Origin of the sequence: Streptomyces stelliscabiei (genome assembly GCF_014873495.1) — a bacterium.
GTDB classification, from domain to species: Bacteria; Actinomycetota; Actinomycetes; order Streptomycetales; family Streptomycetaceae; genus Streptomyces; species Streptomyces bottropensis.
The window spans coordinates 680,995-694,113 of sequence record NZ_JADBGF010000001.1 but is presented as its reverse complement, the minus strand read 5'-3'; the positions used below and the strand labels follow the sequence as shown (position 1 = coordinate 694,113).

The window sequence follows — 13,119 nt, the reverse complement described above, 5'->3', positions numbered from 1 at the left end:
GCGGCATGTCGCGGGCGTGTGCGCGGCCGACAGGGCGCCGTACGGCCGGCCGGCCGATGGCATCACGGCAAAGCCGTGGGCGGCGACCACCGTCCTGGCGACCTCTGTTCCGGCCGCCATGCCGACGGGAAACTCAAGCGCGTGGGACTCATCCGGCACAGTGGTTCGTCCTGTTCGATCGTCGGAACTCCGTCCGATTCGGCGATCGTGGGCGAGGCGGCAACAAGGCTCGACGAAGAAGCCCGAGCCCGCAGGGGGCTCGGACCATCGGTCCTCGCTGCTGCTACATGGGATGGATTAAGGGATATGAATGTTGCCTGTGTCTAGTCCCGCGACACAAAAGGCTGAATTGCTGACCAGATGAGCGGCTGGTCGTGACGGACGAGTGAGCCCAGACATTGGATGGTTGTGAGGGTGGCCAGGGGGTTCGACGGTCCGCCGTTGTCGTCAGGGGTGGCAGGGAGGCGGCTGACGGCGATGCCCCGGAAAAGCCTGGACGATCCGTTGACTTCCGCGCGGCCGGAACTCTAGGTTCAGCGTCGAGTTGTTCGGTAAGTCGATCTCTGTTCGGTATGCCGGTCACGCTTCTGCCTTGGTTGCCTTGGTTGCCTTGGTTGCTTGGTTGCCTCCGAAAGGAACCCGCATGCTCCTTGACTTCCACGGCGGGCGCCTCGGAGGCGTCCTCCGAGGTGACGCGGGCAGGGTGGCCGCGACTCCTGCCTCCTAGTGGGGTTGCTGGATCGGATCCCCCCGACTCCGCGCCTGTAAAGGGGACTTCGATGCCATTCCTCCCCGCTGGTGGCCGATGAGGAAGAAGCGGGCCGCCGCCCGCGAGGCCCATGGCATCGCGTGCTTGCGGCTCCCGCATCTCGTGTCTGCGCAGTGGGAGGCGCCTGGAACGGGACGCGTCTGACGCATTGACGCCCGCGTGGCTGAAATCTATCTTCTGATCGGATTGCCGCACATTGTTCGCAATCTCGAACAAATGATGTCACCTGTCACGGCGAGCGGCCGGGCCGGGCCCCTGGAGGAAGAGTTGAACAGAACCATAAGAACGCTGCTCGCCCTGCTGGGCCCGCTGCTGTTGGTGGTGCTGGGCGTTCCTGCCGTGCAGGGCACCGCGGTTGCGGCCGCCCCGTCGGCCGGGCAGGCCACGCGGTACACGATGACCGCGTTCACCAACTCCAGTGAGTCGAACATGTACGTGTACGACTCGCCCGACGCAACCGGCTTCACCCTCCGCAAGGGCCCGGCGTACAGCCCGCCGTCCGGTCTGATCCGGGACCCCAGCATCATCAAGCACACCGACGGCTTCTACTACCTCACCTACACCACCAACTGGACCGGCAACACGATCGGTTTCGCCCGGAGCGCCGACCGTGTGAACTGGACGTTCCTGTACAACTACACGATCCCGATCAGCGGACTCACCCGGACCTGGGCCCCGGAGTGGTTCGTCGACAGCGACGGCAGCGTCAACATCATCGTGTCGCTGACGGCCGCGAGCACCGCGACCCACTTCACCGCCTACAAGATCACGGCGACCGACTCCGCACTGACCACCTGGTCGGCACCCACCCAGCTGGCCGGCATCGGCCCGAACAACATCGACACCTTCGTCGTCAAGGTCGGCTCGACCTACCACGCGTTCACCAAGAACGAGACGACGAAGTACATCGAGTACGCCACCGCCTCCAGCCTCACCGGCCCGTACACCATCCGGAAGACGGGCGACTGGGCAGGATTCGGCAGCTGGGTCGAGGGCCCCGCCCTGGTCCAGCTCGACAACGGCGGCTGGCGCATCTACTACGACGGCTACCGCGCCGGGAAGTACTGGTACAGCGACAGCTACGACAACTTCGCCACCTGGTCCACGCCCACCGAGGTGCCCGGACTGACCGGCTTCATCCGCCACGCGACCGTACTCAAGGAGACCGTCCCCGGCGGCGTCACCCTGCCCATCAACACCACCAGGTCGCTGCAGTCGGTCAACTTCCCCGGCCGCTACGCCGTGGTGCGCTCCGACAACCTCGGCTACGTCGACCCGGTGACGTCCTCCAGTACCACCGCCGTCAAGCAGAGCGCCACCTTCACGGTCGTGCCCGGCCTCGCGGACGCCAACTGCTACTCCTTCCGTGACTCCGCCGGCCGCTACCTGCGCCACTGGGACTTCCGGGCCCGCTTCGACAGCAGCAACGGCACCGATGTCTTCAACAAGGACGCCACGTACTGTGCCCGGCCGGGCGCCACCTCGGGCTCGGTCCGCCTTGAGTCGTACAACTACCCCGGCCGCTACCTGCGTCACTACAACTACGCGCTGCGTGTGGACCTCTACCAGGACAACGACACGTTCCGCGCCGACAGCTCCTTCACGGTGGTCAGCCCCTGGGCCTGACCTGGCCGATCCACTCCCACCCGCCGTGCCGTCGCGGAGCCCCACCCGCGACGGCACGACCTTTCCTCGCCTCACAGACGCCGGGGTCGCGTCCGGCGCTCTCGTCCTCGACGTCTGCCGTTTGCAGTTCTCTACCGGGGCAGCGACCCGACTTCCCACCGAACAGCTCCCACCTGCAACTGCCGTACCGCCGGGCGCCCATCACTCTGCAGGGCTGCCCCGCACGCTCCACGGTGATCACGATGTGGTGCGGTCCACCGACACGTGGACGAGCTGTTCACGACATGGGCCACTCCATCCGCTGACCGGTACTCACCACCTCGGAGGCACCCCAGCCGCGCGTCGGCCGGGGTGCCTTTCTCACATGGGGACTGTCATCAGGGCCCAAGAGCGGGCGATCGGGGCTTACCGGTGGTGACGGAGTCCCGCACCCAGGGGACCGTGCGTACGGGTTTCTGGTCACCGGAGGGATCGCTCATCGAACCGGTTCGCAGGAACCTAGCAGCGAAGAAACGCTTCCAGCAATACTTCTGACGTGGACAGAGTCCCTAGACAATTCGGGTTACAGCACTGTTTCGAGAAGTTTCGGCACAGGTGTTGACAGTCCCCCGGGTCGTTCTTATCTTCGCTTCACCGAACCGGTTCGACGACCGGTGAGCGTCAACCCTCCCCCGTAGTGCCCCACTCCGGTCCCCGGGCGTTCCCTGTATGGAGCATCGAACCGGTTCGAGCAAGGAGCCGCCATGAACATCGGTGAGATCGCCCGGCGGGCCGGTGTCTCGCGCTCCACCGTCTCGTACGCGTTGAGCGGCAAGCGTCCGGTGTCGGAGGACACCCGCCGCAGGATCCAGGAGGTCGTGGACGAGCTGGGGTATCAGCCGAGCGCCAGTGCTCGTGCCCTGGCCAACGGCCGGACCAGTACGATCGGCCTGGTCTTTCCGCCGGCCGGGAATCACTACACGGGCATGCAGCTGGATTTCATCGGCAGTGTGGTGGAGGCCGCCGCGGCCTACGACTACGACGTCCTGCTCTCTCCGAGTGGTGTGGACAGTGACCGTTCCTTCCAGCGGCTGCTGGGTGAGCGGCGGGTCGACGGTGCGATCCTGATGGAGATCAGGCTGGAGGACGACCGGGTCGACCACCTCACCGCTCTGGATTTCCCTGCCATCGCCATCGGCCGTACCGCCCGTCCCGAGGGTGGTTGGTGGGTGGGTCTGGACCACACCGCGCTGGCGGCGGCGTGTGTGCACCACCTGGCGGACCTGGGACATCGCCGGATCGCTCTGGTGAACCGGCCGGAGCAGCTGCTGCGGGCGGGGTACGAGTCGGCGCATCGAGGGCTGGACGGTTTCACCAAGGCCGCGGCGGAGCGCGGTCTGACGGTCCGCGCGTACTGCTGTGGTGACGACGCCGCCTCGGGCCAGGCCTGTGTGCAGCGGATCCTGCACGACGACCCCGCCACTACGGCGCTGGTCACCCTGAACGAGGCGGCGCTGGGCGGTCTCTACCGGGGCCTGGCCCAGGCCGACCGCCTTGTGCCGCGCGACTTCTCGGTCACCGGTGTGGTGGCCGGCCGGTGGGCGGAGACGGTGACCCCGCAGCTCACCGCGGCGGACGTCCCGGCGGCCGAGATGGGCCGCCTCGCCGTCGAACTGCTCGCCGAGCGGCTCGCCCATCCCGACGCGCCGCCCCGGCACCATCTCCTCGCGCCGCCGATCTCGTTGCGGTCCAGCACCGGGCCCGCCGGGAACCCCGCCGGCTGACCCGGCCACGGGCTGCAAGGCCCGTAGAAACCCCTGCCCCTCACCCCGCACTCCTCTCCGTACCCCCCGCTTGCCCGTACGGCACGGCTCACCGCCGGGCGGGGCGAGCCGGCAACCCTTCATCACCCCTCTCAGGGCACCCCTGTGCCCATCCGAAGGCACCCCTGTGCCGAAAGCCATGAGGAAAGAACAATGAACAGATCTGCCAGACGGCGTCTCACCGCCGCAGTCCTGACCGTCGTCGCCGTCACTGCCGGTGCCACCGCGTGCGGCTCCGGCAAGGACGGCACCGGCGCCAAGGGCGCCGACAGCGGCACGTACACCGTGTGGGACCCGTACCCGCAGTTCGACAAGGGGTCGGCGTGGGCGAAGCTGCTCGACGACTGCGGTGCCAAGGCCGGTGTGAAGGTCAAGCGGACCGCGTTCGACACGAGCGACCTGTCGAACAAGGCACTCCTCGCGGCGCAGCAGGACAACTCCGCGGACGTGCTGATCGTCGACAACCCGGTGGTCTCGACGCTGGCCGAGGCGGGCGTCCTGACCTCGACCGACGACAACAAGCTCGACACCTCGAACGTGGACTCCAACCTGCTCGCGGCCGGTCAGTCGGGCGGTAAGACGTACGGCATGCCGATCGGCGCGAACACGCTCGCCCTCTACTACAACAAGGAGGTGCTGAAGAAGGCGGGCGTCGACATCGCCTCGGTGAAGGACTGGAAGTCGCTGACGGCGGCGCTGGCGAAGGTCGACAAGGCGGGGAAGAAGGGCATCACGTTCTCCGCGATCGGCACCGAGGAGGGCAGCTTCCAGTTCCTGCCGTGGTACTGGGGCTCGGGCGCGGACCTGGTCCACCTCGACTCCGCCGAGGCCGTGTCCGCTCTGTCGCTGTGGAAGGACTGGCTGAAGAGGGGGTACGCCCCGAACTCGGTCATCAACAACACCCAGACGACCAGCTGGCAGGAGTTCGCGACGGGCGACTACGCGTTCGCGGAGAACGGCACCTGGCAGCTCGCCAACGCCGAGAAGGCCGGCTTCGACTACGGCGTCCTGCCCATCCCCCGTAACACCGGCGGCAACGCCGCAGCCCCGACCGGCGGCGAGTTCGTCACCGTCCCCGTCCAGGGCGACACCGGCCGCTACGCCACCTCACGCAAGCTGGTCTCCTGCCTGACCAGCGCGCAGAACCTGCTCGACACCGATACCACCCTGTCCTACGTGGCCCCGACCGCCGAGGTCCAGGACAAGCAGATTGCCGCGAATCCGAAGCTGGAGCCGTGGGTCCACGCGGTCAGGGCGGCCAAGGGACGCACCAGTGACGACCTGGGCACCCACTACCCGAAGATCTCCGAGCAGTTGTGGAAGGCCGTCCAGTCGGCGCTCAGCGGGGCCGCCTCGCCCAAGGACGCCCTGGCCAAGGCCCAGTCCGCCGCCCAGTAGCCAGGAACCCTTGGTCCACAGATGAACCAGACGACACAGCTGACGGACCGCCCGTCCAAGCGTGCCCGGAACGGGGCGGCCACCGCCGCCCCGCCCCCGGCCCACGCGCGAGCACGGCGCCGTCCCACCTCCCCGCAGTGGGCCGCCTGGGCCTTCCTCACCCCGGTCACCCTCTACCTCGTCCTCTTCTACGCCTATCCGCTCTACCGCAACCTCGACCTGAGCCTGCGCGACTACACCGTGCGCTCCTTCGTCCAGGGCGACGCGCCGTTCACCGGCCTGGCGAACTACCGGACCGTCTTCGACGACCCGACCTTCGCGCCCGCTCTGCTGCACACCGTCGTCTTCACCGCCGTGTGCCTGTTCTTCCAGTACGCCCTCGGCCTCGCCCTCGCGGTCTTCTTCAACCAGCACTTCAAGCTCTCCGCCACCCTGCGGGCCCTGTTCCTCGTCCCCTGGCTGCTGCCGCTCATCGTGTCCGCCTCCACCTGGTCGTGGATGCTCAACAGCGACTCCGGCATCGTCAACGCCGTTCTGCACGCCGTGGGCGTCGGTCCGGTGAACTGGCTGACATCGCCGCAGTGGTCGCTGACCTCGGTGATCATCGCGAACGTCTGGATCGGCGTCCCGTTCAACCTGGTCGTCCTCTACAGCGGCCTCCAGTCCATCCCGCACAGCCTCTACGAAGCGGCCGCCCTGGACGGGGCGAGCGCGTGGCGACGCTTCTTGAGCATCACCTTCCCGCTGCTGCGCCCCGTGTCCGCCATCACCCTGCTGTTGGGGCTGGTCTACACGCTCAAGGTCTTCGACATCATCTGGATCATGACCAAGGGCGGCCCGGCGGACTCCTCCACCACCTTCGCCACCTGGTCCTACCAGCTCGGCTTCGGCAATCTGCTGCCCGCCTTCGGGCCCGGCGCGGCCGTCGGCAACCTGCTCGTGGTGGCCGCCCTGATCTTCGGCCTGGTGTATCTGCGGGTCCAGCGAAAGCAGGCACTGGCATGAACAACCTGGCGCACCGCTTCCCCGGTACGAGGTGGAAGACCGCCCTAGGCCTGGCGCTCACCGCCGTCATGCTCTTCCCGGTCTACTGGATGCTCAACGTGTCCTTCACTCCCGACCAGGACATGCGCAAGTCCCCGCCGGATCTGTTTCCCGTGCATGGCACACTGGCCGGCTACCGCGCCGTGTTCGACCAGCAGTTGCCCTACCTGGGCACCAGTCTCGTGGTCGGCCTCGGCACGGTCGCTCTGACCGTGGTGCTGGCGGCGCCGGCCGGGTACGCGCTGGCGAAACTCCGCCCCCGCGGCGGGGGAGTCCTCAGCTTCCTCTTCCTGGTGGCGCAGATGATTCCCGGCATCATCATGGCGATGGGGTTCTACGCCATCTACCTCCAGCTCGGCCTGCTCCAGTCCGTCCCCGGCCTGATCGTCGCCGACTCCACCCTGGCCGTCCCCTTCGCCGTCCTCATCTTCACCGCGTTCATGTCCGGCATCCCCGGCGAACTGCTCCAGGCCGCGCAGATGGACGGAGCCGGGCCGCTGCGCACCTTCCGGTCGATCGTGCTGCCCATGAGTCGCAACTCGGTCGTCACGGTCTCGCTGTTCGCGTTCCTGTGGTCGTGGTCCGACTTCGTCTTCGCCGCCACCCTGGCCAACGGCGGTACCCACGAGCCCATCACCCTCGGCATCTACCACTACATCGGCAACAACAACCAGGAGTGGAACGCCATCATGGCCACCGCCGTCCTGGCCTCCCTGCCCGCCACGGTGATTCTCGTCCTCGCCCAGCGCTATGTAGCCGCCGGCGTGACGGCCGGAGCCGTCAAGGACTGAGTTCCACGCGACCGTCGGTCACCCCTGCTGAAGAAACGAGTCACGCCCCATGACCGCCGCCCGATCCGACCCGGCCTTCTCCCTCCACGACATCCCGTTCAGCACCCACGGCTCCTGGTTCGGCATCTCTCCCGTGCTCGCGGAGAAGACCCGTGCCGAGGACCTCCACCTCGTCTCGCACCAGAACGGCATGCACGCGATCCTGCGCTTCACGCCCCTCGACGCGACGACGGGCGAGCGCGCGAGGACCCGCTTCGGGGCGACCGCGGGCCTGCTCAACTGGACCGGTGAGCAGGGGCGCGTGGCGCTCGCCTACGCCTCACCGGACACCGTCCGCCTGCGCGGAGAAGGGCTCGGCCTGCGCATCACCGCGGCGGCGGACACCCTGACCCCCTTCACGGGCACCTACTTCTACCGCGACCCGGTGGACGGGGCGTACGTGTTCACCGTGTACGAGACCGGACGCCGTTACCGGGTGACCGTGCTGTCGGGCTGTGTCGCGGAGGTGTCCGGCAGCCAGGCCCTCGGTACCGGTGAACGAGGTGTCACCGTCACCGCGGACCCCGATGGAGTCTGGGAGGCGGCGATCGAGGAACTGGACAGCGCGCGCCTGCCCTACCGGTCCTCGGACTCGTTCGACGCTGTCGTGGCCACGGCGGAGGAAGACTTCGCCGCGTTCGTCGACGCCGTGGCTCCCTGGCGTACGTCCGTCACCCCGGCCGCCGAACTCGCCGCCTACGTCGTGTGGTCGGCGACGGTCCGTCCGGCGGGGCTGGTCACCCGGCCCGCCGTGCTGATGTCCAAGCACTGGATGGACAAGGTCTGGAGCTGGGACCACTGCTTCAACGCCCTGGCCCTGGCCCCCGGCCTGCCAGGCCTTGCCCTGGACCAGTTCCACCTGCCCTTCGACCACCAGGACGAGACCGGCGCCCTGCCCGACTCGGTCACCCACTCCGAGGTCCTCCACAACTTCGTCAAACCCCCCATCCACGGCTGGACGCTGTCCCAGCTGCGCAGGCGGCTTCCCGAACCCCTCAGCCAGGCCGAACTGACCGACATCTACGCCAGGTTGGCTCGGTGGACGGACTTCTGGCTGACCGCCCGCCGCGCACCGGGCGCCGCCCTGCCCCACTACCAGCACGGCAACGACAGCGGCTGGGACAACGCCACCACCTTCGACCCCGAACGCGTGGTCGTCACCGCCGACCTGGCCGCCTTCCTCACCCTCCAGCTCCATGAACTCACGCGGCTGGCCACCGAGTTGGACCTGCCCGACGAGGCCAGCCGCTGGACCCGTACCGCCGGGACCACCCAGGCCGCGATGCTCGACGAACTGTGGACGGGGGAGCGGTTCGTGGCCCGAGGTGTCGACACGACCGCGACCTGGGACAGCTCCAGCCTGCTGGACCTGATGCCGATGGCCCTGGGCGAGCACCTGCCCGAGGACATCGGCAAGACCCTGGCCGCCCGGATCGAGACCCATCTGACCCCGTACGGCCTGGCCACCGAACTGCCCACCTCACCCCACTACCTCCCCGACGGCTACTGGCGCGGCCCGATCTGGGCCCCCGCCACCGTCCTCATCGAGGACGGCCTGCGCCGCGCCGGCCACCACCACCTCGCGGACGAGATCAGCGCCCGCTTCCGCACCCTGTGCGAAACCCACGGCTTCGCCGAGAACTTCGACGCCCTCACCGGCACGGGCCTGCGCGACCGCGCCTACACCTGGACCGCTGCCGCCTACCTTCTCCTTGCCGAGGCTCACGCACTCCGGCACGACGCGCCCGCACCCGCACCCGCACCCGCAGCGGAACCCGCCGTGCCCGGCGGCGGCTGACAGACCCCCTGACCCGTCCTGGAACATCCACCCCGGCCCGGCCCACGCGCGACGACGGACTTCGCGAGCGACCGCTCAGGCCTCGCCGAGGACTTGTACGCGCCGACGTTCAGGGACTCCGGGCCGGACCACATCACGACCCTCGGCGAGAACCCACCCACACGTCCGGCACGGGGGCCGGCACAGCACCAACAGCCCCATCCCAGAAGGGACGTAAGCACATGCCAGCAATCGGGCAAAGACGCTCGACCGCGAGGAGCCTCCTGCGAGGAGTCGCCACGACGCTCCTCCCGCTGACCCTCATCGCCGGTGTCAGCACCCTGGGGGTGGCCCCGGCCTCCGCCGCCACCCCCACCCTCACCGTCGACCTCGGCAACACCACCGGAGCCTTCCGCGGCGGCGCCTCCGGGGCGCTGTACGGCCTGTACGGCCCGGACGTCCCGACGAACAACCTCATCGAGGGGATGGGGCTCAAGACCACCAACACCAAGTACCAGGACGGGCAGCAGCACCCCGGCTCGGACGCCCTGGAGATCGCCGAGCCGTTCGTGGACAGCGGAGGCGGGGACGTCTTCATCTACATGACGGACGTCTACCGGGCCAACTACGAGCGCGCGAGCTACTCGGCCTACCAGGCGACCATGAAGACGCAGGTCGAGCAGGCGATGGCCAGCCCCCACGCGGACCACATCGTCTTCGTGCCGTACAACGAGCCCGACCTGAACTGGTTCAGCGGCATGCGCACGAACTCGACCGCGCTGGCCAACTTCAACGCCGAGTGGCGCCAGACCTACAACTTCATCAAGGGCATCTGGCCCGCGGCACGGCTGGCAGGGCCCAACACCTCCAGCTACACCTCCTCCTCCCTCAGCGGCTTCCTCACCTACTGCAAGGCCAACAACTGCCTGCCCGACGTCGTGACCTGGCACACCCTGGGCAGCCCGGCGGACGTCCGCAGCACCGTCGACTCCTACCGCGCGGCGGAGACCGCCGCGGGGATCACCTCGCCGATCACCGTCAACCTCAACGAGTACGCCCACCGCTACCACCTGACCGACCCCGGCCAGATGGTCCAGTGGATCGCGGCGATCGAGGACGAGAAGATCGACGGGAACCTGCCATACTGGAACATCAACGGCAACCTCGGCGACTCCGCAGCCGCCCAGAACACCCCCAACGCCCAGTGGTGGCTCTACAACTGGTACAGCTCCATGAGCGGGAACACCGTCAAGGTGACCGGTGCCTCCAACAACGCCGCGTACACCCTCCAGGGCCTGGCGAGTCTGGACACGGCCAAGAAGCAGGCCCGCGTCATCCTGGCCGGGGGCGGCACCAGCGGCGCCTCCGACACGGTCATCAAGAACATCGACCCCGCGGTGTTCGGCAGCACCGTGCACGTCAGCGTCTTCCAGGACCGCTACAGCGGCTACCTCGGGGCGGCGGCCACCCCGACCCGGCTCTCCGACGCCGACGTCGCCGTGGGCTCCGACGGCACCATCACCCTGCCCATCACCCTCGACGCGATGTCCGCCTACCAGGTCATCGTCTCCCCGGGCGGGACCGGCAGCGCAACCGCCTCCGACAGCACCTGGTCGGCCACGTACGAGGCCGAGAACGCCACGCTCAGCGGTAGCGGCTACAACATCAACACCGAGGGCACCACCGCACGGGTCGGCAGCTTCCTCGCCTCGGGTACCAAGGACGTCGGAGGCCTGCGCACCGGCTCCACCACGGTGATCTCCTTCCCCGTCGACGTTCCCACCACCGGCGACTACACCCTGTCGGTGTTCGGCAGCAGCTACGCCAAGGACGCCGACGTCAAGGGCCCGACGAACGTGTACGCGCGGGTCGACGGCGGCGCCTCGACCAGGATCGACATCCCGGTGGGCTTCCAGTGGGTGGTGTGGGGACACGACGACGCCACCGTGCACCTCACCGCGGGCAGCCACACCATCACGCTGGCCACCACCGGTGACAACGGCGCGGCGACCGTCGGCGACGCCATCATCGACAAGATCGACCTCCGGTACAAGGACGCCGACGTCCAGGGCACCACGCTCTACGAGGCCGAGCAGGCGAACCTCTCCGACAACGGCACGGCCGGCTACAGCGCCCAGGGCCAGTCCGGCGCGGGCGCGGTGAACCTCACCTCCGGCAAGTCCGCCACGTTCTGGGTCTACTCCGCCCGTGACGGGTACGCGGACCTGACGACCCGTTTCCGTAACACCGGCCAGGCCGACCTCAAGGCCAACGGCAAGGCCGCCGACGACCAGACCCTGGCCGGCGCGACGACCGGCGCCTGGTCGACCTCCACCAACCGGGTGTACCTGAACGGCGGTGTCAACAAGGTCAGGGTGACCGGCACCGGCGGCACGCTCGCCCTGGACAACCTGGCCGTCACGCCGTTCAGCGCCACCTCCGTCGTCACCACCGGCAACGTCGTCACCTACCAGGCCGAGAACGGCACCCTCACCGGCACCGCCCAAACCGACACCAGCTACAGCCAGGCCAACGGCGGCGTGGTCAAGGGCATCGGTGACGGGACCGCCAACTCCCTCACCCTCGACGTCAACGCGCCCTCGGCCGGCACCTACGCCATGACCATGCGCTACGCCAACAACGAGGAGCTGCCCTCCAACCACTACAACCCCGACCTGTACGCCGAGCACGCGGACGTCAGCGTCAACGGCGGCAACCCCACCCGCGTCAACTTCGCCAGCACCCTGCACTGGAACCAGTTCCAGAACTACACCGTCCCCGTCACGCTCACCAAGGGCGCCAACACCGTCAGGTTCACCGCCTCACAGCTGTTCGACTGGGACGGCACCACCATCGGCAAGGTGTACTCCGGCGGCGGCAGCGACATCGGACAGCCCATGCGGTCCAGCTCCGCGCCCCATCTCGACCAGGTCTCCTTCGCACCGGCGAGCCTGCACATCGGCGCCCCGGCAGGGTTCTCCTCCGCGGCCGTCGCCCAGCACAGCGGGCTCTGCCTCGAAGACCCCGGCCGGTCCACCGCCAACGGCACCCAGTACCAGCAGAACACCTGCGGGAGCGGTCAGGAGCAGCTCTTCGACTTCCACCGGGTGACCGGCACGACCGACACCTACACCGTCGTCAACCAGTTCAGCGGCAAGTGCCTGGACGTCGCGAACGTCTCGACGGCCGACGGCGCCGCCGTCCAGCAGTGGACCTGCAACGGCGGCGCCAACCAGCGGTACAAGCTCCAGACGGTGACCGCGCTCGGCAACAGCCACGACTACCAGCTCGTCGCCGTGCACAGCGGCAAGTGCGTCGACGTCAGCACCATCTCCACCGCACCCGGCGCGAAGATCCACCAGTGGCCGTGCGACGCGGCGAGCGCCCTGACCACCAAGAAGAACCAGATCTGGCGCCTCACCGGCAAGGACTGACCTGACCCACGACCACACATGAGGGGACATCGGCCCGCCGGGACAGCCCGGCGGGCCGATGCCTTCACGCGGCCACGCCGTGCAGGAAGCGACCCCCACCACTGCTTCGCCGGGGTCCGCGGGCTCCGCCGTCGCCGTGGTCCGCACGTGCGCACAGAAATTTCGCAGCGCAGATCAGTCGGTCCCATTGACGTGCCCTTGCCCGAAACTTATCTTCTGTCGAAGTTACGTACAGTGATCGAAATTTCGAACGCTAGGCCGTCAAAGGAGACAGCCGGTGCATCCCACCTGTCACTGGTCCACTCTCGTGGCTCCTGAGTCGGCCCTGCCGGCCTCACCCGTTCTCACTCCGGCCCCCGCGTCGGCTCCGCCTACGGCGGCCGCCGACACGCTGAGGCGCTGAGAACCAGCACCCGATCATGGCACCCGTAGCACGACA

Annotated in this window: 7 protein-coding genes; all 7 read left to right on the top strand. The window is 68.2% G+C overall.

Translation table 11 applies throughout. The features are described 5' to 3' along the window. Positions 1–1,036 precede the first annotated feature (1,036 nt). Positions 1,037–2,395, top strand: coding sequence for a glycoside hydrolase family 43 protein (locus tag H4687_RS02865; RefSeq protein ID WP_046918424.1), 1,359 nt, complete (start codon positions 1,037–1,039; stop codon positions 2,393–2,395). 743 nt (positions 2,396–3,138) lie between these two features. After that, the gene (locus H4687_RS02860) at positions 3,139–4,158 is read left to right on the top strand and encodes a LacI family DNA-binding transcriptional regulator (RefSeq protein WP_046918423.1); all 1,020 of its coding nucleotides are present in this window, start codon (positions 3,139–3,141) and stop codon (positions 4,156–4,158) included. Between the two features lie 192 nt (positions 4,159–4,350). Further along, positions 4,351–5,595 (top strand): sugar ABC transporter substrate-binding protein, encoded by a 1,245-nt coding sequence (locus tag H4687_RS02855; RefSeq protein ID WP_046918422.1) that lies wholly within the window; start codon positions 4,351–4,353, stop codon positions 5,593–5,595. 21 nt (positions 5,596–5,616) lie between these two features. Beyond that, complete coding sequence (locus H4687_RS02850; RefSeq protein ID WP_097251116.1) at positions 5,617–6,600, top strand: carbohydrate ABC transporter permease; 984 nt, start codon at positions 5,617–5,619, stop codon at positions 6,598–6,600. Then, on the top strand, positions 6,597–7,430 hold the full coding sequence (locus H4687_RS02845; RefSeq protein WP_046914377.1) for a carbohydrate ABC transporter permease: 834 nt from the start codon (positions 6,597–6,599) through the stop codon (positions 7,428–7,430). The genes H4687_RS02850 and H4687_RS02845 overlap by 4 nt, the downstream gene beginning before the upstream one ends. Positions 7,431–7,479: 49 nt before the next feature. Beyond that, complete coding sequence (locus H4687_RS02840; RefSeq protein WP_046914376.1) at positions 7,480–9,267, top strand: amylo-alpha-1,6-glucosidase; 1,788 nt, start codon at positions 7,480–7,482, stop codon at positions 9,265–9,267. A gap of 221 nt (positions 9,268–9,488) precedes the next feature. Further along, positions 9,489–12,680, top strand: a complete 3,192-nt coding sequence (locus H4687_RS02835) for an RICIN domain-containing protein (protein WP_046914375.1) — start codon at positions 9,489–9,491, stop codon at positions 12,678–12,680. Positions 12,681–13,119: the final 439 nt, after the last annotated feature.

What these genes read in the sequence shown, in the direction of transcription:
- H4687_RS02860 (WP_046918423.1), top strand. Translation starts at nt 3,139, where the DNA reads ATGAACATCGGTGAGATCGCCCGGCGGGCCGGTGTCTCGCGCTCCACC.
- H4687_RS02855 (WP_046918422.1), top strand. Translation starts at nt 4,351, where the DNA reads ATGAACAGATCTGCCAGACGGCGTCTCACCGCCGCAGTCCTGACCGTC.
- H4687_RS02850 (WP_097251116.1), top strand. Translation starts at nt 5,617, where the DNA reads ATGAACCAGACGACACAGCTGACGGACCGCCCGTCCAAGCGTGCCCGG.
- H4687_RS02845 (WP_046914377.1), top strand. Translation starts at nt 6,597, where the DNA reads ATGAACAACCTGGCGCACCGCTTCCCCGGTACGAGGTGGAAGACCGCC.
- H4687_RS02840 (WP_046914376.1), top strand. Translation starts at nt 7,480, where the DNA reads ATGACCGCCGCCCGATCCGACCCGGCCTTCTCCCTCCACGACATCCCG.
- H4687_RS02835 (WP_046914375.1), top strand. Translation starts at nt 9,489, where the DNA reads ATGCCAGCAATCGGGCAAAGACGCTCGACCGCGAGGAGCCTCCTGCGA.